General features: G+C 51.2%; 23 protein-coding genes. 16 read left to right on the top strand and 7 right to left on the bottom strand.

Translation table 11 applies throughout. From position 1 onward, the window contains the following. Positions 1-32: 32 nt before the first annotated feature. Both AC1DF0_RS02210 and AC1DF0_RS02205 read left to right on the top strand, forming a co-directional pair. Positions 33-1289, top strand: coding sequence for a C40 family peptidase (locus AC1DF0_RS02210; protein ID WP_477572932.1), 1257 nt, complete (start codon positions 33-35; stop codon positions 1287-1289). A gap of 207 nt (positions 1290-1496) precedes the next feature. Next, positions 1497-2579: a CapA family protein gene (locus AC1DF0_RS02205; RefSeq protein WP_477572931.1), complete on the top strand. Its 1083-nt coding sequence runs from the start codon at positions 1497-1499 to the stop codon at positions 2577-2579. Between the two features lie 102 nt (positions 2580-2681). On the opposite strand, the gene AC1DF0_RS02200 is transcribed toward AC1DF0_RS02205, so the two are convergent. Beyond that, entirely contained in the window at positions 2682-3203 is a 522-nt protein-coding gene (locus tag AC1DF0_RS02200) for a C40 family peptidase (protein ID WP_337100221.1), read from the bottom strand. A gap of 330 nt (positions 3204-3533) precedes the next feature. On the opposite strand from AC1DF0_RS02200, the gene map reads away from it, so the two are divergent. Further along, entirely contained in the window at positions 3534-4277 is a 744-nt protein-coding gene (gene map, locus AC1DF0_RS02195) for a type I methionyl aminopeptidase (protein WP_475823430.1), read from the top strand. Positions 4278-4356: 79 nt separating this feature from the next. On the opposite strand, the gene AC1DF0_RS02190 is transcribed toward map, so the two are convergent. Beyond that, on the bottom strand, positions 4357-6153 hold the full coding sequence (locus tag AC1DF0_RS02190; RefSeq protein ID WP_477572930.1) for an ABC transporter substrate-binding protein: 1797 nt from the start codon (positions 6151-6153) through the stop codon (positions 4357-4359). Positions 6154-6279: 126 nt separating this feature from the next. On the opposite strand from AC1DF0_RS02190, the gene AC1DF0_RS02185 reads away from it, so the two are divergent. Further along, the gene (locus tag AC1DF0_RS02185) at positions 6280-7776 is read left to right on the top strand and encodes a DUF4153 domain-containing protein (RefSeq protein ID WP_477572929.1); all 1497 of its coding nucleotides are present in this window, start codon (positions 6280-6282) and stop codon (positions 7774-7776) included. Positions 7777-7805: 29 nt separating this feature from the next. After that, positions 7806-8690, top strand: a complete 885-nt coding sequence (locus tag AC1DF0_RS02180; RefSeq protein ID WP_477572928.1) for a metallophosphoesterase — start codon at positions 7806-7808, stop codon at positions 8688-8690. A gap of 161 nt (positions 8691-8851) precedes the next feature. Here AC1DF0_RS02180 and AC1DF0_RS02175 read toward each other — a convergent pair whose 3' ends face one another. Both AC1DF0_RS02175 and AC1DF0_RS02170 read right to left on the bottom strand, forming a co-directional pair. Then, positions 8852-9883 carry a ParB/RepB/Spo0J family partition protein gene (locus tag AC1DF0_RS02175; RefSeq protein WP_477572927.1) on the bottom strand — a complete coding sequence of 344 codons (1032 nt, stop codon included), beginning with the start codon at positions 9881-9883 and terminating at the stop codon, positions 8852-8854. Positions 9884-9951: 68 nt separating this feature from the next. Beyond that, the gene (locus tag AC1DF0_RS02170; RefSeq protein WP_477572926.1) at positions 9952-10779 is read right to left on the bottom strand and encodes a hypothetical protein; all 828 of its coding nucleotides are present in this window, start codon (positions 10777-10779) and stop codon (positions 9952-9954) included. A 275-nt stretch (positions 10780-11054) separates the two neighbouring features. On the opposite strand from AC1DF0_RS02170, the gene AC1DF0_RS02165 reads away from it, so the two are divergent. The 6 genes from AC1DF0_RS02165 to AC1DF0_RS02140 all read left to right on the top strand — a co-directional run bounded on the left by AC1DF0_RS02165 (position 11055) and on the right by AC1DF0_RS02140 (position 16160). Next, complete coding sequence (locus AC1DF0_RS02165; RefSeq protein WP_477572925.1) at positions 11055-11963, top strand: aldo/keto reductase; 909 nt, start codon at positions 11055-11057, stop codon at positions 11961-11963. A gap of 225 nt (positions 11964-12188) precedes the next feature. Further along, on the top strand, positions 12189-12929 hold the full coding sequence (locus AC1DF0_RS02160; RefSeq protein WP_442048793.1) for an RNA polymerase sigma factor: 741 nt from the start codon (positions 12189-12191) through the stop codon (positions 12927-12929). 30 nt (positions 12930-12959) lie between these two features. Further along, positions 12960-13958: a hypothetical protein gene (locus tag AC1DF0_RS02155; protein WP_442048755.1), complete on the top strand. Its 999-nt coding sequence runs from the start codon at positions 12960-12962 to the stop codon at positions 13956-13958. A gap of 28 nt (positions 13959-13986) precedes the next feature. Further along, positions 13987-14385, top strand: coding sequence for a VOC family protein (locus AC1DF0_RS02150; protein WP_477572924.1), 399 nt, complete (start codon positions 13987-13989; stop codon positions 14383-14385). A gap of 168 nt (positions 14386-14553) precedes the next feature. Next, the gene (locus tag AC1DF0_RS02145) at positions 14554-15012 is read left to right on the top strand and encodes an RrF2 family transcriptional regulator (RefSeq protein WP_477572923.1); all 459 of its coding nucleotides are present in this window, start codon (positions 14554-14556) and stop codon (positions 15010-15012) included. Positions 15013-15158: 146 nt separating this feature from the next. After that, positions 15159-16160, top strand: coding sequence for an LLM class flavin-dependent oxidoreductase (locus AC1DF0_RS02140; RefSeq protein ID WP_477572922.1), 1002 nt, complete (start codon positions 15159-15161; stop codon positions 16158-16160). 311 nt (positions 16161-16471) lie between these two features. Here AC1DF0_RS02140 and AC1DF0_RS02135 read toward each other — a convergent pair whose 3' ends face one another. Further along, on the bottom strand, positions 16472-17101 hold the full coding sequence (locus AC1DF0_RS02135; RefSeq protein WP_442048751.1) for a M15 family metallopeptidase: 630 nt from the start codon (positions 17099-17101) through the stop codon (positions 16472-16474). A 194-nt stretch (positions 17102-17295) separates the two neighbouring features. On the opposite strand from AC1DF0_RS02135, the gene AC1DF0_RS02130 reads away from it, so the two are divergent. From AC1DF0_RS02130 to AC1DF0_RS02110, 5 genes are all read left to right on the top strand, one after another. Further along, complete coding sequence (locus AC1DF0_RS02130; protein WP_442048750.1) at positions 17296-17763, top strand: MarR family winged helix-turn-helix transcriptional regulator; 468 nt, start codon at positions 17296-17298, stop codon at positions 17761-17763. A 31-nt stretch (positions 17764-17794) separates the two neighbouring features. Continuing rightward, positions 17795-18769, top strand: coding sequence for a ring-cleaving dioxygenase (locus AC1DF0_RS02125; RefSeq protein ID WP_442048749.1), 975 nt, complete (start codon positions 17795-17797; stop codon positions 18767-18769). A 48-nt stretch (positions 18770-18817) separates the two neighbouring features. Further along, entirely contained in the window at positions 18818-19432 is a 615-nt protein-coding gene (locus tag AC1DF0_RS02120) for an alpha/beta hydrolase (RefSeq protein WP_477572921.1), read from the top strand. 159 nt (positions 19433-19591) lie between these two features. Next, positions 19592-20044, top strand: coding sequence for a hypothetical protein (locus AC1DF0_RS02115; RefSeq protein ID WP_477572920.1), 453 nt, complete (start codon positions 19592-19594; stop codon positions 20042-20044). Positions 20045-20141: 97 nt separating this feature from the next. Beyond that, complete coding sequence (locus tag AC1DF0_RS02110) at positions 20142-21581, top strand: amidase family protein (RefSeq protein WP_477573126.1); 1440 nt, start codon at positions 20142-20144, stop codon at positions 21579-21581. Between the two features lie 12 nt (positions 21582-21593). Here the strand turns inward: AC1DF0_RS02110 and AC1DF0_RS02105 are convergent, their stop codons facing one another. Both AC1DF0_RS02105 and AC1DF0_RS02100 read right to left on the bottom strand, forming a co-directional pair. Further along, positions 21594-22487, bottom strand: a complete 894-nt coding sequence (locus AC1DF0_RS02105) for a DUF6999 family protein (protein ID WP_477572919.1) — start codon at positions 22485-22487, stop codon at positions 21594-21596. Then, on the bottom strand, positions 22484-24349 hold the full coding sequence (locus AC1DF0_RS02100) for a 3-oxoacyl-[acyl-carrier-protein] synthase III C-terminal domain-containing protein (protein ID WP_477572918.1): 1866 nt from the start codon (positions 24347-24349) through the stop codon (positions 22484-22486). Before AC1DF0_RS02100 ends, AC1DF0_RS02105 begins: the two co-directional genes overlap by 4 nt. Positions 24350-24400 lie beyond the last annotated feature (51 nt).

Raw genomic sequence — 24400 nt, 5'->3', positions numbered from 1 at the left:
GGATACATCTCAACGAGGGAGCTGATAGATGGATGAAGAAGAAGATTATCGTATTATCGCTGGCACTATCACTAAGCGCGACGGGTGTTGCATTCGGTGCCGCAAGTTCTACCAAGGCAGATGCAGTAGCCAAATACAATAAGTATATTAATGCTGACAGTTATGTAAAAGATGAATTGTATAACGTAGCAGACTTCCGAGCCAAATACGCCGGACAATCGGAGACGCTAGCATATAAGCTTGTAGAGCGGGCAATATGGTACATGGAAAACGGCTATTTTGTTTATGGTCATGGAAGCAAGGCATATGCCAAATACGGCTACGAGGATTGCTCTGGATTCACAAGTCTCGTATACGGCGACTTCGGCTATAGCATTACCGAAACGTCCAAAAATTATGACAGCGTCGGCACCAAAGTAGCAGGCGTAGGCAAGAAAAAAGTGAACGGCAAATGGCAGCTGACCGGAATTGAGAACTTACGAATTGGCGATTTGCTGACATGGCAAACAACCGACCATATTATGCACGTAGCGATTTATATGGGAACGAATCGTGATGGACAACCTGTCGTAATCGGTACGCGAAGCGATGGCAACCCAACCGCGCTCGGAACGGTAGACAGCTGGTCCTATTGGTGGGGAGAGAACTTCCACTCGGCAAGACGCGTTCTGCCAGACTCCGCCTTCACAGGCATGGCAGGCAAGACAGAGCAGGCGCCAGTAATACCGAAGTCCTACATACTTCCGCCCCAAAAATCGATCCCGAAGTGGGATAGCCCTATCGTACAACAACCGGACCCGACACCGCAACAGCCGGAAATTGTCAATCCAGGGGAAGAGCAGTCGGACAAGCAGTATGTGGTAACGAAGAAGGGCTGGGTTTCGTTGAAAGCGTCGGCAAGCTCGAGCTCGGCAACGGTAGGGCGACTGGAACTAGGACAAAAGGCTGAGCTTGTGAAAAAGGTGAACAGCTACTGGTATCAGGTCAAAGTGGACGGGAAAACAGTCTATATAACGACGAGCAGCACGTACACGGACGTCATCGGCGGGTCATCATCCGGTTCCACAACGCCGCAAGCGCAGAAGAAGGATTATGTGACGACCGTCAAAGGGTGGGTTTCCCTGAAAGCGTCGGCAAGCTCGAGCTCGGCAACGGTCGGCCGTCTGGAGTTGGGACAGAAAGCGGAGCTAGTAAAGAAAACGAACAGCTATTGGTATGAGGTCAAAGTGGACGGCAAGAGCGTCTATATTACGACAAGCGCTACGTATACGAAAGTAATCAACGAGTAGAGAAACAACAGGAAGGGATGAAGTTCCGCCGATACGAGCGGAGCTTCATCCCTTCCTCATTTTTTTTTGACGGACAAATTATGATCTAGGCACTTATCCATACGGAGTCATTCGCCTATTCATATACTGTGTTGTGCTGCGGTCTAAGACCCCGAGGGAGACCGCTCGCTTTCACTTTTGGCAAAGGTCATAGAACGGAGATGAATCATGAGCACGGACATTACGATTGCCGCGGTCGGCGATTTTCTAATGAAGACGAGAATTATTAATTCAGCGAAGGTGTCAGGCGATAAGGGATATTCGTTCGATCCGATATTCGAGCCTGTCGCTTCCCATCTGTGGAGCGCGGACTTTACGATCGGCAACCTGGAGACGAACTTCGGCGGGCCGAAGGCCAGCGACTATTCCATTGTTAAGCGGCATCCGAAGACGAATTGGCCGATGTTCAATTGTCCCGATCCGTTCGCCGATACGCTTAAGAACCTTGGCTTCGATGTGCTAACGACGGCCAACAACCATTGCATGGATTGCGGAATAAGCGGTCTTAAGCGCACATTGAACGTTTTGGATAAGGTAGGCATCGCTCATACGGGAACGTTCCGTTCACAGAGTGAGTCGCAAGAAATGCTTATTCATGAGGTCAAGGGTATTAAGATTGGCGTACTCGCTTATACGAAAACAACGAATCAAATTCCCGTTCCAGCCGATCACAGCTGGGCAGTCAATCTTATTGACAACTCGAAGATCGTAGCCGATCTGAAGAAGCTGAGAGCGGCAGGCGCGGAGCTTATTATTGTATGTATGCATTTCGGCAAAGAATACGGCATGTATCCGATTGACCAGCAGAAAACGCTCGTTCCGTTATTATTCAAGAACGGAGCCGATATTATTCTTGGCGCGCATTCGCATGTTATTCAACCGGCGTTATTTTATGAATCACGAGATATATGGGGCGCGAACAAGCGCAGATTCGCCATCTATTCCCTAGGAAACTTCATTTCGACGAGGCTGTATTATAATGACCATACGCTGACCGGGCTTATTACGCACATTCAAGTTCGCAAGAACGACAACGGTAAAATCGAGATCAGGGACGTAGAGTTCATACCGACGTGGACGCGCATTACGCGAAATGGGGCGAGAAGCAAGTTCCGCATATTGCCGCTGGCGGAGACGATCAAAGCGCAGTCGGGAGGCAGCAGCGAGCTGATCCGGATGAAGAAGATGCATGAGCATGTGAAGCGGCATCTGAAGCGCAGCTCCGACGCGCCAGAACTGAAGGTTATTTGAAAATAATATTACCCTATTAACGCATCGTCTTGTCTGCCGCGCTTAATAGGGTAATATCGTTTTGTCGCCTTTAATGGCTATGATTGCGTTTTCGGAGAACGTTTACTTAATGACGCGTCTCGCAACGACGAATCTGTCTTTATAGTAGCTGCCGCTGTAAATGTTGGAGATGACAACGTCTTGGCTGACGCTTGCGTTGTGAATCATTTTGCCGTCGCCGATGTAGATGCCTACATGACCAACGTCGCTTTTGTTTTTCGAGCCGCTATTCCATGTGAAGATCAGATCGCCTTTCTCGAATTTGCCCCATGAGACCTTCGTACCAACCTTTGCTTGAGCGTCATCGTCTCGATTAACGAGTGTTACGCCGACATTCGCAAGTCTGTATGCCAAGTATGTGAAACCGGAACAGTCCGTTTTGTATGGAGGTTTGCTCTCTTGACGCTGATTCCAGTGTACGTAATCCACTTTGTTTTTAAGGGAGATAGCTGTTTGGACAACCTTGTTTCGTTTTGCCTCCACGGATGCAGATGCTGCGAAGCTCACATCGTGTAACAATGCCGCAGCAGGAATGCTAACCGCCATCATGAGTACCGCAAGTTTTGTTTTGAATCCTTGTTTCATTAGGGTATCGCTCCTCTTCAGTAGTGTCTCACGTATTATAAATTTAAAAAATAAGTCGCGAACACCCTGCAAAAATTGGCATGGAAACCTGCTCTATTCCTGTTGCCTTGGTGCAAAACGAGCGTTGGCGCAGGTTTGACGCGTTATGTTCAATGAGAATGAGAATGTATGAATATTTTTTTTCTTGTTATCGAGCTAGCGCTATGTTAAAATGCCGTATTTCCGTTATTTTACGGTTAGATCAGGTAGTAAGCAGCTGTAATCAGTGATACGATTAGATAAGAAAAAGAAAGATGAAACCAACAACTAGAGATGGGAGCGGACGGAATTATGACTGCAGACACACAGAAGGATATAGATGGACTTAAGGAGATCGGACGCATTGTTGCGATTACTTTGAATGAGATGAAGCGGCAAGCCGAAGCGGGAATGACGACGAGAGAGCTGGATGAGCTTGGCGGACAGCTGCTTAAGAGCCACGGTGCTTTCTCTGCGCCGAAGAAGGCTTTCCAATTCCCAGGGCATACGTGTATCAGCATCAATAATGAAGTGGCGCATGGCATACCGGGCAGCCGTAGAATCGAGCCTGGCGATCTGGTCAATGTCGATGTATGTGCGGAGAAGGACGGATATGTAGCCGATACAGGCACGTCTTTTCAAATAGCTCCTTATACGGAGGAGATTCAGCGGCTCTGCAGCTTCACGCATGAAACGATGATGAAAGTCATTTCCTCGCTCAAGCACGGGGTAAAGGTGAATCAGATTGGCAAAATGTTCGAGCAGCAGGCGAAGCTTGGCGGCTATCAGATCATCGGCGATCTGTGCAGCCACGGTGTGGGCCGAGCGGTGCATGAATGGCCGCAAATCTCGCCTCTCTATAATAAGAGAGATAAGCGGGTGCTTCGAGAAGGGCTTGTCATAACGATTGAGCCGTTCCTTTCCACCGGCGCGGATTATGTCGTGCAACAGGCGGACGGCTGGACATTATGTACACCGGACAACAGCGTTGCGGCCCAGCACGAGCATACGATCATTATTACGAAGGAAGCTCCGATTATTTTGACGGTGGCTTAGCAAATTTGGGAATGACGAAGAAGCTGTTCAAGGGCAAGTATAGTCGCCCTCTGCAGCTTCTTTTTTTGGTTACTAACGGTCACGTAAACCAAATGTCGCGAAAACGAACCCAGCCGAGCGACTCGAGCGAAATTCCGCGTATGGACGGATGGAAAGCGGTTTTCAAATGCTTTCGGTATAGAAACATAAGGCTGTGCGAATGCTTTAGCTCATCCTCAATCGCCAGAAACAACGCTTTCCGCTTTTGCGGGTCGGCCTCGGACAGTATCGACTGAAGCTGCTCGCCGAGCGTTGCGTACATGCCCGGCAGCATATGCTGCTGAATGCTCTTGTACAGGTCAATGAGCCGAAGCTCCCTGTGCTCGTCCAGCATGACGGCGAACAAGAGCAGATCGGCTTCGAGCCTTGCCTTTCCCTTGAACTGTTCGGCAGCGATAAGCGTTATTTCAATGGAGACACCTGCTTCCGCGCAGACTTGCTGGATAAGCGCGGCATCCGCTGCATACTGCGGGATCGTCGCGAGCACAAGCGTATCCCCGTTATAACCGGCCTCGGCTAGCCGTACGCGAATATTTCCAGCAGTCAAGGCGGGTTTGAGTTCGACATTCGAAGCAGTTGCAGACTGCTGCGGCCAGAAGCTGTCCCCTTCTTCAATGACATCGCCGGAGAGCAGCGTGAGCAATCGCTCCCGGCTGATGGCCTCATCGATTGTTTCGCGAATGGCGGGATTCGCAAGCGGACCATGCTTGAGTTCATTGACCGTTATGAACTTGCAGGTCATGCCGGATTGGCGAACCTGCTGCCACTGCTCGCTCGCCGCTTCGCTCATTCGCACATTATGCATGAGCTGGAAGCTCTCCAGCCCCGGCTCCATCAATCCGCGCTCTGTGGTCACCTCTACCGTCCATATTTCTACCCGATCGAGAAAGGCTCTCCCTTGGAAATAGGGAGCGAACGCCTCCAGTACCCATACGCCTTGTTCTTGACCAGCCAGCTTGAAAGGTCCGGTGCCTATAGGGCTGCCAAGGAATTGCCCGCTTTCCGGGTCGCATCCGTTTTGCGGTACGATAGCGGCGCGATTCGTAGCGAGGAATGCCAAAAATGCTTCGTTCCGTTCGGCTAACCGAATGCGAATTGTCGTATCATCCGGCGTCTCCATCGAAGCAATCCCGGCGTAGACCCATCCGTGAAGCCCGCTTGGGGCAAGTGCACGGAGCCGCTCCAACGAATACTTCACATCGGATGATGACAACTCTCTTCCATTATGGAACAATACACCCTTCCGCAAGTAGAAGGTCCACAGCGTTCGACTCTCATCGACGTCCCACGCATGAGCGAGATGCGGCAAAATCGACTCGCCTTTCGCATCCATGCGGACAAGTCCGTCGAACAGCTGATTAACGAGATGGGATTCACTCGTGTAATGAATAGCCGCAGGGTCAAGGGAATGGATACGCTGCGGAAGCGGGAAGCGTAGGATGTCGGTACGACGGTTGCCCTGCACCTCGGAGTGAAAGCCGAACTGCCCAGTAAGCCATTGCTGGAAGCGGCCTTGTACGCTCGTGGACTGCTGCGCCGACTGCACGATCGCAAGAGCGCCTTGCAGATCCTGCTTATGGACAAGCTCTTGCGCCTCTTGGAGCAGCAGGGCATCAGCGCCCGCTAGGAAGGTGAGCAGAGAGCGGTTGCCCCGACCGCGCTTCGGCTGCCATTGCAGCCAATTCTCCTGCTGCATCCGCTGCAGCAGCATAACCATATTGCGGTGCGTGCATTCCAGCAATTCGGCGAGTTCCTGCGTAGTGGCTTCTACTGCTGAGCCCTCCTGCACATGAGCGTAAGCGCGTCTTAACGTGATGTAATGACGGCGTATTTTCACCAGTGAAACACTCCCGTTCTTAAAATATGAAATTTCCAGTTCGGAACTTGCACTTTTTGTTCTTGTTTTCTAGGTTACAATAAAAGGAGCTTCATCACAAATTGCGCAAAAGTAGAGGTGTAACCAATGAGAGATCCGGCGCCTTGGCAGAAAAAATACGATAGAATGGTCGTACTAGCCTGTGTTTTCGGACTTCTGTGTCAATATTTGTTCATAGATACGAGAGCTGGTCTGTCCATGCTGCTGTTTGTGGCCGCCTTTTATGGACTGTTTTTCTATGCAGTGAAAGGACGAATTGGCGGCTTCGAGAAGTGGAGGGGGCAATTCAGCTCGGCGTGGATTTTATTTGTGCCGATTGGCTTACTGACATTGACCTACAGCTTGTTCGCAAATGACGTATTCCGTGTATTGAATCGATTTGTTCTATTCGCGCTCATTATCTCGCAGACGGTGCTGCTGACGAAGAGCAGCGCCCTCCCTTGGTATCGCGGGAGGTTTTACAGGGAGCTGCTGTTCTTGAGCCTCATAAAGCCATTCTCCTATGTGACAGTGCCTTTCGGCTTGATCGTCAGCCGGCTGAAGGATCAGGAGAAGGGTGATGCGAAGCATGCCGCGTTCAAAAAAGTCATCATCGGCCTGCTGCTCGTCGCACCGCTGCTTATTGTCGTCATTACGCTGCTGGCGTCGGCAGATTCGATCTTTCAGTCGTGGCTGAACAAGATTCCCAGGCTGTTCCAGGTAAGCGCCGTAGACGAATTAATTGGCCGTGGTCTTTATGGCGTAGTTGTCGCGCTCTACGCTTTTTGTTACATATGGGTGCTGCTGTTCCGTAAATCCGGCGGAGAGTCGAAGGAAGCTCCATTGCAAGCTGCAGGCACAAGCGATCGGGGGAAAATCATGCTCGATCCCGTGACCGCAGGTACATTTCTTCTAAGTATTAATGCGGTATACTTATTGTTTGTGAGCATCCAATTCTCTTATTTGTTCGGCGCGGCAGGCGGGATGCTTCCCGATGGTTCGGCTTATGCCGAGTACGCCCGCAAAGGCTTTGTCGAGCTTGTTATCGTGTCTGTTATTAATGTATGCCTGCTTCTGGGAGGTCTTCATCGAATACGCCGAGCTGGCCGAGGCGCGGAGCTAGTGCGGAAGCTGTCGTTGACGTCGCTTATCGTCTGCACGCTCGTTATGCTCATCTCTGCTTACAGCCGGCTTTCTTTATATGAAGAAGCATACGGATATACGCAGGTTAGGCTGCTCGTACACGGCTTCATGATTTATTTGACAGTGCTATGTGTCATAGCTGTGTTCCGAATTTGGAAGGAACGTTTCTCACTCGCCAAAGCCTACATCGGCGTATCGATCGCGGCGTATGTACTCATGAACTATTTGAATATCGATGCGAGAATCGCCGACAAAAACATCGAACGATTCCATCAATCAGGCATTATTGATATGACGTATCTAAGCACGCTTTCCATGGACGCAGCTCCTGCGATCTATCGATTGGAGAAGCAGCATCCTGAGCTGGAAGGCATAGACGTGGCTGTATTGAATTGGAGACGCGAGGCAAGCTCGCATGGCAAGTGGCGGTCATGGAGCGTGGCGATACAGAGGGCTAAATAAGAGTTGGTTAAGAAAGGAGAGGGGGAGCTATGCGTTTTGCAAGGCTGCGAATGACGAAGAAGAAATGGTTGATTGCAGTTATTGTCGTCATTGCATTAGGAATTCCGTTCCTATATTTCGAAAATAACGCGATTACGACGACGACGTTCCGTATGCAATCGGATAAGTTGCCCAGCGGCTTCGATCGTTACCGCATCGTACAGTTATCAGATTTGCATAGCAAAATGTTCGGCGATAATCAAAGCCAATTAGTCCGCAAGGTGGCCAAGCTGAAGCCTGATCTCATTGTCGTGACCGGCGACTTGGTGGATGCTAGGCGGTATAACGCGGAGACTAGCTTGACGGCGATGCGCGAGATGCTAAAGCTCGCGCCCGTATATTACGTGACCGGCAACCATGAATGGGGTTCGGGACGCTATGGCGAGCTCGAGGATGGACTAATTGAGCTCGGCGTACATGTGATGCGAAATGCCGGTGAAACCATGAAGCTGGGAGATGGAAGCTTCCGCTTAATCGGCATCGATGATCCGACGTTCGACGGCAGAACATATCGGGGGAGTATAGGCGCTGACGAGAGAATACGGAAGGTGCTGGATTCATTCGATGAAAAGACAAACAACACGCAGGAGGGACCTTTCACGGTTCTGCTGTCCCACAGGCCCGAGATGTTCGATGTCTACTCCAACAACCGAATCGATCTGACATTCTCCGGCCACGCGCATGGCGGTCAGATCAGATTGCCGTTCCTCGGCGGAGTGCTTGCTCCCAACCAAGGTTTATTTCCCCGTTACGATGCGGGCAAGTTCGTAAGCGGACCATCGACGATGATCGTTAGCCGCGGATTAGGAAACAGCACCTTTCCCCAAAGGCTCTTCAATCGTCCGGAAATTATTATGGTTGAGCTGATACGATAGGTGGAAAAGGGCAAAAAGAGCCCCGCAGCAACGGGCTGCGGGGCTTAAAGTATTTCTATATTTCAAAAGGGGGTTGAGACTTATTATAGCCCTCTATTATTAAAGAGGGATGAAAGAAATATTTCAATACGATTACAAATTATTGCTAATGTACTGTAATGTTAGGTTTGAACTTCATTCGCAGCCGATATAAGCTGCTTCACGGCGTTCCATTCGGCGAGATGCTTCTCCAGCGTGTCGATCAACTGATCGAGCATATGCGAGAAGCCAAGCTGATCCGCGGCATCGATGTTCTGCACGGAGGCTAGCAACGAGCTGCTAAGCGGGCTATGGCTCGGTATGGACGAAATAAGCTTGTAAAGCTTCGCTTCAATTGGAGCGGCAGCAGCGGTGGCGGTCTGTGCGCTGCCTTCATGGACGGTGCTATCAGCAGCCCCGGCCGCAGCAGGGGCAGGCTTCGGCTCGGCGGGCTTAGCGCGCTCCGCCTTGTTCTGCTCATGGGTCGCCCAAGTTTCGAGCAAGCCGCTGCCTGTCTTGAACAGAAGCTTCGCTTTCGTGCTTTCCGAGATCGTCTTGTCCTTGAACAGCTTTGCGATCTTTTTCACATCGCTGACCGGCAGCTCATCCCGCGCCGCGATGAGCGCGATCGGATCGCGATGCTCCATCGGCAAGTCCTTAAGCGGCAGGAGCTGATCTTCGGTCAGCTTGTCTTTCCGAATCTCTGTTCCGCTGACGATCAGTTTCTTCACGGCATTGCTGAACTTCAGCAGCTCACACTTGTTCTTAATGTACGATTCCGGCTTGCCCAGCTTGCCGGACAAATATTTGGTCGAGCTGCGGAATTTCGGGTCGTTCAGCAGCTTGTTAAACGCTTCTGCCTCTTCGATGGGAGAGAACCCTTCCCGTGTTAAGTTCTCCGCGATTTGTTCCAAATAAATTTCCAGCTCGTCCGTCACGGTGGACACGATACACGGCATAGTAGGCAGTCCAAGCATCTTGCAAGCTTTGTATCTTCTATTTCCGTAAATAATTTTGTAACGTCCGTCGCCGGTCGTTCTCACTTTAATAGGAGACAATAGACCGATCTCCCCGATGCTCTTCATGAGCTCCTGCAACGCTTCATCGTCGAATTGGTATCTAGGCTGATCTTTATCCTCGTCAATTAAATCCGTAGCTATTTGTATAATATCCATATCATTTCTCCTATCGTTAAGTTAGGCTAACCTATTATAACCTACATAACGACATCTGGAAATTAAACTCAAACGATTTGCTTGCTTGTTGCCGCGATAATTGCGGCTATTTGTCCCTCGTAGCCATAGATTTTCGTTTTGTTGTCATTGATTTGCTTCGCGTAGTTCAGCAGCTTCGCGAACGAATCAAGCGTCCACTTCAATTCCCCTCTCTTAATCGCGTCCTTTACTATTCGAGTCTCCGCATCGAACAGCTTCTTGGTGCTGCTGTTCGTGCTTTTGGCTGCCTTGATCTTCGCTTCATAAGGCTCGATACCCGAAAGAAGCTTCTTGTACGCTGCGATCTTCTTCGCGGCAGCCGCTTTCGCTGTCTTATAGGCGGCGTCCTTGCCGCGAATCTCCTCGCGAGCGATGGCGACGGCAATCTTAAGACTGTCCACTTGGGGCTTCAGCAGCGCGACAGCCGTCTTGCTGTCGATGGACTTCGCCAGTCGCATCTGGCTGTTCTTCTTCTCGTACAGCGCGAATAAGTCAGCGTACTTGTCGCGTGTTTGGTCTGCTTCGGCCTTCAGCTTCGCAAGCTTGGAGGCGTCTACCTGCTTGATCTTCTCCTTCACGGCTGTTTCGGATGCCGTGTTACGGTCATGAAGCCCGGTTATAAGCTTGTCCCACGACACCTCTTGCTTCTGAGCAGCCAGTAGATCGGTATATTGCTGCTTAAGCTTGGCAGCCGTTGTCTTGTCGGCGTTTGCGGTCATTTTGTCGAAGGCGGTTTTGTACGTGACGGTGAGCTCGAACGGGGCGGCGAAGGCAGTTGGTACAGCTGTGGTTACTGCGACGACAATCGCAAGCAGCATCGTGGCAAGCAGAATCGGCCATCTTGAATTCATAATCATTAATGTTAACCTCCTCGGAATTTGACCCGCGGCAGAACGCAAAAAAAGCACCGGCAAGAAAGGGCGCGAGCGCGCCTTCTCTTACGGGTGCTTCCATCGTAAGCGGGTCGGTATTTGGTTAATTTCCACCAATATACAGGACGGGCAGGAGATTCGTCAAGCGAAATAGAAATGGAATTTAAGCGGTCAACCGTCTAAAATTGAGTTCTATCGCTTGGTATATACGGGATGTCATTTAGGCTTCTATAAGAAGCTATAAGAGGAGGGAATTACGGGTGAGAAAAAATCAATTAGGAAGTTCGGATCTGTTTGTTAGCGAGATCGGTCTCGGCTGCATGTTGCTTGGAACGGACAAGGAAGCGGCAATGAAGCTGGTCAACCAGGCGCTTGAACATGGCGTCAATTTCTTCGATACGGCAGACCTGTACGATGACGGCTTGAACGAAACGATCGTAGGCGAGGCCATTCGCAGCAGGCGTCAGGACGTCGTTCTGGCTACGAAGGTTGGCAATCGGCGCGTGCCGGGGCAGGAAGGCTGGGTATGGGATCCTTCCAAGGCATACATCAAGGATTCGGTGAAGGGGAGCTTGCGGAGGCTTCAAACGGACTATATCGATTTGTATCAGTTGCATGGCGGGACATTGGACGACCCGATTGATGAGACGATTGAGGCGTTCGAAGAGCTGAAGCAGGAAGGACTCATCCGTTATTACGGCATATCGTCGATCCGTCCGAATGTTATTCGAGAGTATGCGAAGCGTTCGAATATGGTGAGCGTGATGAGCCAGTACAGCATTTTAGATAGACGTCCTGAGGAAGAGGTACTGCCGCTGCTTGCCGAGAAGGGGATTAGTCTGATCGCAAGAGGGCCGGTCGCGAAAGGGATATTGACCGGCAATGGAAGCGCCAAGGCGGACAAAGGTTATTTGGACTACAGCAAGGATGAGGCGATTCACGTTCGGGAACAGCTTCTCAAGCTGGATTTGCAGGGGCGCAGCCTGTCGCAGGCAGCGATTCGCTATGCGCTGTCATCTACGGCGGTCGCTATCGCTATACCGGGCGCAAGCTCGTTCGAACAACTGCGGCTTAATGTGGAGGCTGGCAACGCTGCGCCGCTATCGGATTCCGAGCTTGAAGCGATTCGTAGCATCTCGCGCGCTAATCGTTATGAGCAACATCGTTAAATGGCAAGGCTTCTAGGCAGGAAAATGGGCAAATCTCGCTAAAGAGATTTGCTCTATTTTTGTTGTTTACAGAACAAATGTTCTGCGTTAATATGAGTTTGTGGTTATCTTTTCCAATACTTACAATCAGCTGAGAATAGGCTGGCTTTAAAATAATTTTGAATTCCGATGACAGATTTGACTTCCACTCGGCATCAGTTAGGTAGGAGGAGTGAGATCAGGTTGATGATCGAGATTGCAGGCTTAGGGGCAGCTGCCGAGACGAATGAGGAAGAGCTGGTTGAGCGTGCGCGAGCCGGGGAGAGCGAGGCGTTCGGAGAGCTCGTTCGCCGTCATCGGGCGAAGGCTCTTGGCTTGGCAGGGGCGCTGACGAAGGATGCCTATATGGCGGAGGACATCGTGCAGGAAGCGCTTATTCGGGCGTTTCTGCATTTGGGGACGCTTACAGATGCGAGCCGTTTCATGCCATGGCTGCATCGTATTATTCGCAACCAAGCTTATATGAAGCTTCGGCGCGGCGGTCCATATGCGAAGGAGAAGCCGTTCATCGGATTCTTAAGTCAATCGGGCCTGCCGGACAATGGCTCGAATAATGGAGCAGTGGATTGGGGTGATATCAACAGTATCTTGTTTCACTTAGCGAGCCATGCCGAGGAGGCACAGAGCGGCCATAATCCCGAGCAGCATATGATGCGACAAGAGACGCTGCAAGGTATTCATAGTCTTATTCACTGCTTGAGCAAACGGGAAAGAAACATCTTCGAGGCGAGGTTTTTCGGCGAGCTGCCCCCATCGGAGATAGCCGAGCTGTTCGACATGACGACGGCTAATGTATATAATCTGCTGTCCCGTTCACGCGTCAAGCTGCAGAAGGAGCGCATTCGCCATTCCATCAGTCTGTACGTTCAGCGGAGATCTGCGCTAGGCTTGCCAAGAAGGAAACTGCTCACTCCCCCTATACTATGAGGATGGATATAGAACGGAGATGGAAGAAGGATGATGAAGGAGAAGGATTGGGCGAAGACATGGACATCTGCAGCAATCGCGGTACACGGAGCCGTCAGCTACACGGATAAGAAGCATTTGACGTTGTCCGATGTCATGGGCTTTACCGGGCATGCGTTCCGGATGAACATCGATAAGGAGACGATGCATATTGCAGCTCCGACTTCCTTTCCCGGGGGCTACATACTGCGGCGGAATTTGTGCAATCTTGGTTTTACAAGCTGCCTGGCCGATCCCGATGCACCTTTGACCCCTGATAAGGTGGAAAGGACGATAGCGCTAGTCCAACAATCGATTGATCGCGGTGTGCCAGCGATAGCATTTGATCTGTTCATTCCTGAGTTCGGCTTGATCTATGGTTATGACGACGATCAACAGCTATTCTATGCGAAGGATGTATCCAAGGATGGAACGATTACGTATGCCCAGTTCGCCGACCCCAAGATTGATCTGTTGTTTGTGACGACCATAAGCGAGAGCTTGCCGCATTCCAAATATGAGATGTTAAGAATGGCACTCGATATGATTGTAGATCATGCAAGAGGGCGAGAGTGGATGCATGTTTTCGAAGGCAAGTTCGTGCAAGGCCTTGCCGGTTACGAGGCGTGGATATCCGTCCTTGAACGCAGGAGCGCGGATGCTTATGGCCATTCGTACAATACGGAGGTTATCGCCGACGCAAGGGAGCATGCGGCACGGTTTCTGCAAGACTTAGCTTTTCGATGGGATGGCGGCAACGTGGTGGAGAGGAATGTGCGCAAGCTGGCAGGTGAAGCGGCGTTATGCTATAGTGCGGTCGCAGAGTCGTTAGGGAATATGAGAGAGCTGTTTCCTTTTCCTGAGGGAGGTAGTCCGAACGACGAAGAGACAGCAGAGAAGGCTATCGCATGGCTGAAGCAGGCGCAAGAAGCCGAGACGCGAGGTGTTGCTTTATTGGAACGTCTGCTTCATTTTATGAAAGAATATCATTCGGAGACTTGGGTGAACTGATTCGCCTAAGATATGAGGAGAGAATAACATGATTAAACGGATTGAATGCGCTTATGTCCCAGTCTCGGATGTGGAGAAATCGGCCAAATGGTATGAAGAAGTGCTCGGCATGAAGCTTCGGTCAGCGATCCAGCCAGGCAGAGGGGCGATTATGATTATGGGTGACGGCGGATGGTTGTTTCTGCAGCCAAGCCCGAATATGACGCCGCTTACTTTTGCGACAACAGGCTGGACGGAAGTGGGCGAGTCGTTCGAAATGTTCCCGATCTGCTTCGAGACGGACAATATTCAGAAGCTGTATGAATCGCTGCGGCAAGCTGGCTTATGGCTCGAAGCTGAGGTTCGTGATGAAGGTACCTGCGGGCATCAGCTTAACTTCAAGGACCCGGATGGGAACAAGTATCAGGTGTGGCAGCAGCCGGAGTAATCGGAAGGCAAGCGGTAGTGAGCGGAACAAGACGAGTGGTCGCCAATGATCGCTGATGAACTTTAGGCGATTGGCGACTGCGGTCTGCTCCGCTATAAGACAAGAAGATTGACTTCATTAACTGTATGAAATAGAATTACAGTATCCTTCATAGGAGGCGTTGCATCGATGAATAGTGAATTCACAGTCGCTGTTCACAGCCTTGTGCTGCTGGCTTACTTGCCGGAGCATATGGCGAGCAGCGAGACGATTGCGCGGAATGTATCGACGAATCCGACTCGTATTCGCAAGATTATGAGCATATTGCGCAAGCATGGATTTGTGAGCACGAAGGAAGGCATTGGCGGCGGATATATTCTGAATGGCGAGCCGCAGCAGGTCACGCTTGCGGAAGTATACAGAGCTTTCGGCGGCGGTGCGCTTAAGCCGCACTGGTGCTCGGGCAATCCGGACGAGGAATGTCTCGTGTCCGCTAATATCGAAGGCGTAATGGATCATTTCTTCCATGAAGCGGAGCAACATTACGTATCGTATTTGGAACAAAATACGATCCAAACGGTGCTTGAACGAATTAGGCTCTGTCAGCAGAGTCAGAAGAAGTTATCCGAGCAGCCGCAGCAATCGTAACTGGAGCAGGCATAACGGAGCGGGCACAACCGCAGCCGGTTATGGTCTACTCCTAGTTATAATGTATTTTTATTTCATACAGTTACTGTATTCACAACCAATACGATAAAGCAGGTGAACGTATGTCCTCCATAGGTAATGAACAAATGCAACACAGATCGATTCCGTTGTCGGTATTGGACGTCTCCCCCATTATAGAGGGCGGCACAGTGGCGAATTCGCTGCATAATACGCTGGATCTTGCCCGCCATGCGGAGCAATGGGGCTATAACCGCTTTTGGCTTGCGGAGCATCATAATTCGCCAAGCATCGCAAGCTCGGCAACCTCTGTCGTAATCGGCCATGTAGCTGCCGGCACATCTACGATTCGCGTCGGTGCAGGCGGCATCATGCTGCCCAATCATGCCCCGCTCGTTATTGCCGAGCAATTCGGTACGCTTGAGGCGTTATTTCCAGGGCGCATCGACCTTGGCTTAGGTCGAGCGCCAGGCACTGACCAACTGACTGCGGCAGCGCTTCGCGGCGGTCGGCGCAGCAATGGGCTCGACTTCCCTGATCAGTTGGAAGAGCTGCGCGCTTTCTTAGAGCCGGGAGGCTCCGCGGTTAATCGCGGAGTAAGAGCGATTCCCGGCGAAGGTCAAGACATCCCGATCTGGCTGCTAGGTTCCAGCGACTTTAGTGCGAATCTAGCCGGACAACTCGGTTTGCCTTTCGCTTTCGCAGGACATTTCTCCCCAGGTTTCACGGTACCGGCGATGAATCTGTATCGCAGCATCTTCCAGCCTTCAGAAGTGCTGGAGAAGCCTCATGGCATGGTGGCGGTCAACGTAATTGCCGCCGATACGGATGAGGAAGCGATTCGACTATCGACGTCCATGCAGCAGCTATTCCTGTCCTTCGTCCGCAACCGTCCAGGCCCGCTGAAACCGCCGGTCGACAATATGGATGAAGTATGGAGCGAGCAAGAGAAGGCTGCGATACAGCAGCAGCTTGGATCGTCAATCATCGGCAGTCCCGATACGGTTAAGCGAAAGCTGGATGACTTCATTGCCGCGACCGGCGCGGATGAAATCATGATAGCGGCACATATTTACGATCATCAAGCCCGATTGCGTTCGTACGAAATCGTATCGAGCTTATACCAATAAGCGAGTAAGAAACCTCCAGGTGACTGCAGCTGCGCAGTCGCTTGGAGGTTTCTTTTGTGATGCAATAGAAGGTAGGTGTCACAGCAGCGTGTAATGTCATTTCGTCGCACTAAATGAGGTGATATGAGAAAAGGCAGCGTGTAATGTCATTTCGTCAAACTAATTGGCTCATTTATAATAGGAAAGTCAAAACTGCCACATTAGTGTCCCAAAATCAAACTAAATGAGGCTTGTTAAGCGTAACCCGAATATTAGTTGCCCAAAATGCCGTTATAGCGCCTCAACGTGCCACTCATGCCAAACCGGTTGTTCTATTCCACCTGAGGACGCTTGCCCCGCAGCAGCTCGCGAATGGAGTAGCCGAAGTCCATTTGTAGATGGGGATAGTCCTTGAAGTTGTCCCAATCTCCGCCCCAAGTGAAGCCAAGCTTCTTCGCGATCGCGACAACCTCCATCCAATCGGGTTTACTATTCCCGTTTCCATCATATTTCATATCCCACACGACATCGCCTTCCTTCGTTCGAAGCGCGAAGTCGATCGCAAGGCCGTAATTATGGTACGAATGACCGCCGCGAACTTGCGTCACGACAAGTCCATCTAATGTTCTTCCTTGCTCATACAGCGCATTTTGCTCCTCAGTGGAACGGAAGCCGTCCGTAATCAATATCGTAATGCCAGCTGCGGCAGTCTGCGTGATTAGCTCTTGCTGTTTGGCTGCAACAATCGGATGTAATTCTGTTACGGGAGGCACATTAATTTCAGGTGTGAAAGGCAGCTCTGCGCCTGATCGTTGAAGCAACTTCCAAGCTGTAACTGCTATAAGGAAAGTAATGATGAATATAAGGAACTGATTGCGTCTGCGCCTGCTTGCCGACTTCCGACTAGAGGGAAGCGGGGGCTGAGGCATCGTGCCGGGCGTAAAGGAAGTGCGTTCAATCATTCGTGTTCTCCTTCAAATATTGCCGATAGATATCGGTATTATGGCTGTATAAGTATTCTGCAAAAGTGGGATAAGTTATCCGCTAATATTATCATACGAGCTATATTTGCGCCCTAGTCTTAAGTCTAAAGTAAGAAATGATAATGAAAAGTTAAGTGGTTGACAAATTATCAGTTTAGATCTAAACTGAGTACATGAAGAAGAAACGAGGTGATAAGTTGGAGCCAAACGATACAGCGTCTGATTACAGCAAGCAAGACGAAAGATTAGGGTTGTTGATCTGGTACCGCTTGTCCCGGGTATACGGTCATAACGTTCGCGAGACACAGCAGCATTTGAAAAAATGGGATTTGTCGGTTGCTCAATTCGATGTGATCGCACAGATTGGCGAACAAGGAAAGCTTACTCAGCAGCAGCTTGCGGATAAACTGTTCGTCACTAAGGGGAATATTACGCAGCTGTTAGTGAAGCTGGAGGAGCAAGGGCTCATTACTCGCGAGCAGCAATGGAAGATCAAGCTCGTATCGCTAACCGACAAAGGAAAAGCGCTATATGCTGAAGTCGTCCCTAAGCAGGAGCGGTTCCAAGTGTCGCAATTCGATGCTTTGACGCGAGATGAGAAGAAGCAGCTCGTACGACTGTTGAGAAAAATTCAGAAGTAAAAAAATACATCCATATTGGGAGGTCCATACTATGCAATTAAAAGGTATCCATCACGTATCCGCGATTACCGGCAAAGGGTCTGCGAACTTTGATTTTTATACAAGAATATTAGGCCTTCGCCTTGTAAAGAAAACCGTCAACCAGGATGACACTTCGGTGTATCACTTGTTCTACGGGGATGAGAAAGGCAATCCGGGAACGGAATTGACGTTCTTCGAATTTCCCGGTGTACCGCAGAACCGCGCAGGCGTGAGCAGTATCTCGACAACTTCCTTGCGTGTTCCAAGCGATGCGGCGCTTTCGTACTGGAAAGAGCGTTTTGCCGAGTTTGGCGTCGAGCATGACGACATTATCGAACGCGCCGGCCGTCAGACATTAGCTTTCCGCGACTTCGAGCGCCAGCGTCTCGTGCTTGTCTCCGACGAGAACAACGTGGGCGTCGCAGGCGGCATACCGTGGGAGAAAAGCCCGGTTCCAGCGCAGTATGGCATTACCGGCTTAGGCCCGGTACAACTGACGGTTCACAACGCGGAACAGACCGCTCTCGTGTTGACCCAGCTTATGGGCTTCCGCCAGAAAGGCCAATACGCATCGACTGTCGCAGGACAAAAGGATATTGTCGTCTATGAGACCGGAGAAGGCGGCAGCGGCGCGGAGATCCATATCGAGGAGCGGAACGATCTGCCTCGCGAGGTGCAGGGCGTCGGCGGTGTCCATCATGTTGCCTTCCGCGTCGATAATGACGATGAGCTGCGCGAGTGGATTGAGCACATCCGCGGCGTAAGAATTCCAAACTCGGGTTTCGTGGATCGCTTCTACTTCCGTTCGTTGTATTTCCGCGAGCCAAACGGCATCTTGTTCGAGCTTGCAACTGACGGACCTGGCTTCGATACGGACGAGGATATCCATCATCTCGGCGAAGCGCTTTCCTTGCCTCCATTCTTAGAAGGCAGAAGAGCACAGATCGAAGCGGGCTTGCAGCCGCTCAGCACGCCTATTGGATAACGATTAGAATAGCAATAAAAGTGGAAAATATAGAAAGGTGTGAGGAGTATGAAACATATATTTGAGCAAGGCGACAATCCGAATGCGCCGACGCTGCTGCTGCTGCATGGAACGGGAGGCAGCGAACAGGATTTGCTTGGAATCGGGCGAATGATCTCTCCGGGCTCATCGATGCTAGGCGTGAAGGGCAATGTATCCGAGAATGGCGCTGCGCGTTTCTTCCGCCGGCTGGCAGAAGGCATCTTCGATGAAGAGGACCTGATCTTCCGTACGGAGGAGCTGAAGACGTTCGTCGACGAGAGCGCGGAGCAATACAAGTTCGACAGGAACAACGTTATCGCTATCGGCTATTCGAATGGCGCAAATATTGCAGGCAGCTTGTTATTCCACTATAAAGACGTGCTGAACGGCGCGATTCTATTCCATCCGATGGTGCCGCGAAGAGGCATCACACTGCCCGATCTAGGCGGAACCGCAATCTTTATCGGAGCAGGTGACAACGATCCGATCTGCCCGCCGAGCGAGACGACGGACTTGGCTGCCTTGTTGCAGGGCGCATCCGGTGAGGTGACACTGCACTGGGAAAGCTACGGACATCAACTGACGCGCGGTGAAGTGCTCGAAGCGGCAAAATGGTTCAATACGAATTATGTCTCGAACTAAATAATGTGTGCAAGCGGGAAGCCCAATGCTGAAAATTAGCATCGGGCTTCTTGTTGTCTATGTGGAGGACGGTTCTACAAAACTTAGAACTGCTGCATTCTTCTCAGAAGAACTATGCTAAGCATAAGGAAGAATCGCAGCCCTGAGAGGAGATTAAATATGTTTCGAACATGGAATTGGAATCAAGTATCGCAATATGCGGCATCAAAGCTGATCGGATCGGGAGTGCTGTATTTGGTGACGATTCTTATCATCGAAGGCTTCCATTTTGATAATTGGGCGGAGACGGCCAAAGTACCGTACTTTTGGATGGTCTACTACGGGTATGCCATATTCATTTCCGTCCTCATCGATTTTTTAATACGCAAGACGATTCCTGAAGATAAAATATTGTACAAGCTTCCGCTTTATTTTTTGGGCGGTATGCTGCCCTTTATTGTACTAGGCGGTTTTAATGGATTCGCTGTTTTTGCCGGATTGTTTGGGATGGTTGGTGCATGCATCTACTATGGAGTTTCCAACTACGCGTATCACGCCTGTCGATTATGGCCGTATTCCGGTGTTATGTCCGTTCTTATGACGCTTTTTCTAGTCGTGTTGTTTTTTTTATGAGTACATCTTGATTAAAATCAAAAATTATCTTTCCTCTCGATCGCTACATTTCCTAAAATAATAGAAACGGGGTCGAGGGAGGATGAGTCCTATGAGTTTGAACGTCGAGTTGGAACAATGGATAATAGAAGCGGATATAGGGAGCATGAAGCTCGCTATGGAAAAGGGAGACTTAAGCTCGGAGCGGTTGACGGGGGCTTATTTGAACCGGATTAAGAAGTTCGACGGAAAGCTTAGGTCGGTGCTGGAAGTGAACCCGGATGCGATAGAGATTGCTAGAGAGCTGGACCGGGAGAGGATAGTGAAAGGCAGCAGAGGATCACTGCATGGCATACCGATTCTGCTCAAGGACAATATTGCAACGAAGGATCGGATGCATACAAGCGCAGGATCGCTGGCGTTAGCCGAATCGATTGCCGCTGCGGATGCCGCACTGGTCGAACAATTGCGGCTTGCAGGCGCTGTCTTACTCGGGAAGACGAATATGACGGAATGGGCAAACTTTATGGCTAACGGAATGTGGTCGGGGTACAGCGCAAGAGGCGGGCAGACGCTGCATCCGTACGGGCCGGGTGAACTGTTCGTCGGCGGATCAAGCTCCGGATCGGCTGTAGCTGTGGCGGCTAATTTAGCAGCGGCTGCAATCGGCACGGAAACGGACGGCTCGATCATTGAGCCGGCTAGTCAGAACATGGTCGTCGGCATCAAGCCGACGGTCGGCCTTATTAGCCGCAGCGGTATCATTCCGATCTCTCATAGACAAGATACGGCAGGACCCATTGCACGGACGGTTACGGATGCGGCGATATTACTAGGGACATTAACCGAAATTGACTATACGCGATACTTGGATGCGATGTACTTGAAGCAAGCGCGCATCGGTATTCCGCGTTTCTACTATCGTCGTCTGCATAAAGAAAGACTTGCGATTATGGAGGAAGCGATCGCAATCTTGAAGGAGCAGGGAGCGACAATCATCGACGATGTGAAGCTGCCCTGCGAGGACGCAGAATGGGATCATGAGCTGCTCGCGATTGAATTCAAGCAAGGCGTGAATGCTTATTTGTCTGCATTGCCGATAACGCCAGATGCGTCCGTTAGCAGTTTGCGCGACGTAATCGCCTTCAATAAGGAGCATGCGGAAGCCGCATTGAAGTACGGACAAGGCGTGCTTGAATGGTCGGAAACGATGACCTTAACGACGGATGACCCTGCTTATTTGGCAAGAGCAGCCCTCACGAAAGAGAGGGCTCGCGGGCAAGGGATCGATTATGCGCTGAATGAGCATCAGCTGGATGCGCTGCTGCTGCCGGCGATGCATGACGAGCAAGATCCTGCTGCTATAGCAGGTTATCCGCTCATAACCGTTCCTGCAGGCTGGTCCGAGAAAGGCTATCGCCATCCGAACGACTTCTCGACGAGAGGACCGTTCGGCATTGCCTTCGCTGGAACGGCATCTAGCGAGCCGACCTTAATTCGGCTCGCCTACAGCTTCGAGCAAGCGACGAAACGCCGCTTCCCGCCTGATTTGGAATAATCGCGCCCCGCGTTAAGCTGGAAGCCCCGGCTCTTGCTCCTGTTTATGCTTCAGCTCGACAAGCAGCGCGTGCAGCTGCTCCGTCGCGAGGCCATGCAGGACGAGCCGGAAACCGGCTCTTAGCGTCGTCAGCGGCACCATCGGATGCTTGTTATTAATGAGCGCAAGCCGATCGTTGCTGCCGATAATTTTCGAAGCGAGAATGCCGATCGTTTCATCCAATTGCAATGAATTCGTAGCCCGCCAGAAGTCGTTGTCGGTCAGGAATAGCTGATACACGGGTGTGAAGCACTCAATCGCCGTCGTCAAATCCATGAAGTTCGTCCACCGCCTCGGCATCGGCTCGATAGGCAGCGGGCTTGACGTAATGGCCGCGAAGTTAAGCCGATCCTGCTTCGTCACTTCTAGCTTGTTGTCACGCAATTCCTTGTTCAAATTGATGACGAAGTTATATAAGTTGAGGTCATGGATGAGGAACAGATCATCCTTCACCGGCTCCAAATTCGTTGGCTTGAGCGGATTCATTGTGATGTTCACGCCCGGCACGTTGTCGCGAATAAACTGCAGTACTTCCGATCCGAGGTAGAAGTGGCGAAGGATCATATAGTTGGCGCTCGGGCTGACGAATGTTTTCATGCCCCAATGCAGCACCCGGTGCAGCAAACGGGAAGACGTGAGCGCCTTCGGTACGATGATTTTGTAGATTTGCAGCAAAATGATTAATAAACGGGCAAGCGGGCGAAGCAGCGGAAGCAGAAACTGCCGCGACCTGCTGGAGCAGTCCATCAAATAGGCGGCCTTCGCCTCTTCATTGAACGGAATGCTCTGATCGAGATAGATCGCGAGAAAAGGATTCGGATCGTTCCGGTCATGCTTCATATTGCGGAAAAAGTCAGCCTCGCTCATACGTTATTCAGCTCCTCTAACTGCAGCAAATATAACCGTGCCGTCGTCTTTGCCGTCTTCACGATGCGCGCCGCAATATCCGCCGTGAGCAGCGGATGCTGCACGACCGTCTCCAGGCGCTCAAAGTGCAGTTCGTCGGAATCGCTATGATACAGCAAGAAAGACACTTGCTCGTCGTCTAGCCCAAGCTGGTCGCGAATCATTTCGCCCCAATAACGCGCCATCCGGCAGCCGAGTCCCTCGATAATCCACATCGCGCCGATAAGATCGACCGGATTGTCGCGGCTCGCACGCTGGAACAGGTAGGCCGACAATGCCTCGCTGCCGATATTTTTCTCCCCTGTTTGAATAGCCTCCAAGTCTCCACCCACAGCTACATAATTGCGCTCCAGTATTTGAAAATCGCGGTGCTCGTCGCGCGCATGGGCAATGAACGTCGAGCGAAGATCGATATGCTCGATCGGGATGTAGGAGGCTGCCCGCGCGATCCATTGCGAGCCGTCGATGACCTGCTGTCGAATATTTTCCATTAATGCTTTGTAGTCGTTCATCGTGAACTTGCCCTCATACAGCTTGCGGATAACGGGTACGCGGGCCAGCTTCTGCTCGAAATCGATCCATACGCGTACAAGCTGGCGAACGAGCTGCGCCTGCACATCATTGGACGCGTCATACGCAAGCTGCGGGGCTTCGGGTACGCGCTCCTCGAACGGAGCTTTACTTGCCGAGTCCTTCGAACCGACAACCGTCATCAGCATATACGATGTTTGGAATCGGCCGCTCTCCGGCACCATGCACAGCACCCTTTCGCCTGGTGACAGCTTGCCGCTGCCAAGCAGCTCCTCCAGCATAATGTAGATCGATGCCGCTCCCGTATTGCCCCTCGTATATAGATTCGTGAACCATTTCTCCTCGGGAATCGTTAAGCCGCCCAGCTTCAGCAGCCGGAATATTTCGTCGCGGAAGAAGTGCGAGGAATAGTGGCATACCATCCAATCAATCGCGGAAGGATCGACGGCGCCCTCCTCCACAAGCTCGAAGAAACGATCGACACCAACTTTCGGCATTTCATTCACAAGCCGAATGTCTTGCTTCAGATTCATCGCCCCGTCGTCGGCTGCGTCATGTATGGACTGATAATCATGCCAGCAGGCATTCTCGTTGTTATCTTTATTAAACCCTGCGTACATGCATACGTCATAGCTGTTCGCATACGACTTGTTGTCGATCCACTCAATGCGAAGCGACAGACCGCTTACCGCCGGCGCGTTCTGTAAGACGGCTGCTCCCGCGCCGTCCGACAGCATGAAGCGCAGGAAGTCGGTATCGAACGGTACGGCGCTATCGCCATACGCTTGCTGCGCCTCGAACCGTGTATGCTTGAAGACGCGGCTCGGAAATTCGCTTGCGCATGATATGGCAATGCGGCTCTCGCCTGACAGCACTTGCAGATAGGCGTTTTTCATCGCCTGCATACCGCTGGCGCAGACGCCGTGATGCGTCGCGCTTTCCATGACGGGCAAGCCGGTCTCGGCATGAACCATACTTGCGAAGCCTGGAACGAGCAAATCGCATTGCGTTGTGCCGACGGCGAGGAAATCGATCCCTTCATCCAGCGCGTTAGAATTGCGCGCGAGCGCATCTTGAATCGCTAAAGCCGCCATCTCGGCGTTGCTGTATAAGCTCCGTTGCTGCTTGTCGATCGCATAGTGACGGTAGCGTATTTTATTTTGCTCGAGGATGCGGCGTTTGGACTTGGAGCTCTTGCCGTTAATTCGGCCAAGATAGTCTTCCATCTCTTCATTGCCGATAGGCTCTCCCGGCAGAAATTTTCCCATGCTCGTTACATAGACGTGATTCATCCTGTACACCTCCTGAAGGATATGGTATATATCCCATAATCGCTTAAGGGG

The organism is Paenibacillus sp. 05T425 (assembly GCF_056396205.1).
This window is presented reverse-complemented; position numbering and strand designations above follow the sequence as displayed.

What these genes read in the sequence shown, in the direction of transcription:
- AC1DF0_RS02210 (WP_477572932.1), top strand. Translation starts at nt 33, where the DNA reads ATGAAGAAGAAGATTATCGTATTATCGCTGGCACTATCACTAAGCGCG.
- AC1DF0_RS02205 (WP_477572931.1), top strand. Translation starts at nt 1,497, where the DNA reads ATGAGCACGGACATTACGATTGCCGCGGTCGGCGATTTTCTAATGAAG.
- AC1DF0_RS02200 (WP_337100221.1), bottom strand. Translation starts at nt 3,203, where the DNA reads ATGAAACAAGGATTCAAAACAAAACTTGCGGTACTCATGATGGCGGTT.
- map (WP_475823430.1), top strand. Translation starts at nt 3,534, where the DNA reads ATGACTGCAGACACACAGAAGGATATAGATGGACTTAAGGAGATCGGA.
- AC1DF0_RS02185 (WP_477572929.1), top strand. Translation starts at nt 6,280, where the DNA reads ATGAGAGATCCGGCGCCTTGGCAGAAAAAATACGATAGAATGGTCGTA.
- AC1DF0_RS02180 (WP_477572928.1), top strand. Translation starts at nt 7,806, where the DNA reads ATGCGTTTTGCAAGGCTGCGAATGACGAAGAAGAAATGGTTGATTGCA.
- AC1DF0_RS02175 (WP_477572927.1), bottom strand. Translation starts at nt 9,883, where the DNA reads ATGGATATTATACAAATAGCTACGGATTTAATTGACGAGGATAAAGAT.
- AC1DF0_RS02170 (WP_477572926.1), bottom strand. Translation starts at nt 10,779, where the DNA reads ATGATTATGAATTCAAGATGGCCGATTCTGCTTGCCACGATGCTGCTT.
- AC1DF0_RS02160 (WP_442048793.1), top strand. Translation starts at nt 12,189, where the DNA reads ATGATCGAGATTGCAGGCTTAGGGGCAGCTGCCGAGACGAATGAGGAA.
- AC1DF0_RS02155 (WP_442048755.1), top strand. Translation starts at nt 12,960, where the DNA reads ATGATGAAGGAGAAGGATTGGGCGAAGACATGGACATCTGCAGCAATC.
- AC1DF0_RS02150 (WP_477572924.1), top strand. Translation starts at nt 13,987, where the DNA reads ATGATTAAACGGATTGAATGCGCTTATGTCCCAGTCTCGGATGTGGAG.
- AC1DF0_RS02145 (WP_477572923.1), top strand. Translation starts at nt 14,554, where the DNA reads ATGAATAGTGAATTCACAGTCGCTGTTCACAGCCTTGTGCTGCTGGCT.
- AC1DF0_RS02140 (WP_477572922.1), top strand. Translation starts at nt 15,159, where the DNA reads ATGCAACACAGATCGATTCCGTTGTCGGTATTGGACGTCTCCCCCATT.
- AC1DF0_RS02135 (WP_442048751.1), bottom strand. Translation starts at nt 17,101, where the DNA reads ATGATTGAACGCACTTCCTTTACGCCCGGCACGATGCCTCAGCCCCCG.
- AC1DF0_RS02130 (WP_442048750.1), top strand. Translation starts at nt 17,296, where the DNA reads ATGAAGAAGAAACGAGGTGATAAGTTGGAGCCAAACGATACAGCGTCT.
- AC1DF0_RS02125 (WP_442048749.1), top strand. Translation starts at nt 17,795, where the DNA reads ATGCAATTAAAAGGTATCCATCACGTATCCGCGATTACCGGCAAAGGG.
- AC1DF0_RS02120 (WP_477572921.1), top strand. Translation starts at nt 18,818, where the DNA reads ATGAAACATATATTTGAGCAAGGCGACAATCCGAATGCGCCGACGCTG.
- AC1DF0_RS02115 (WP_477572920.1), top strand. Translation starts at nt 19,592, where the DNA reads ATGTTTCGAACATGGAATTGGAATCAAGTATCGCAATATGCGGCATCA.
- AC1DF0_RS02105 (WP_477572919.1), bottom strand. Translation starts at nt 22,487, where the DNA reads ATGAGCGAGGCTGACTTTTTCCGCAATATGAAGCATGACCGGAACGAT.
- AC1DF0_RS02100 (WP_477572918.1), bottom strand. Translation starts at nt 24,349, where the DNA reads ATGAATCACGTCTATGTAACGAGCATGGGAAAATTTCTGCCGGGAGAG.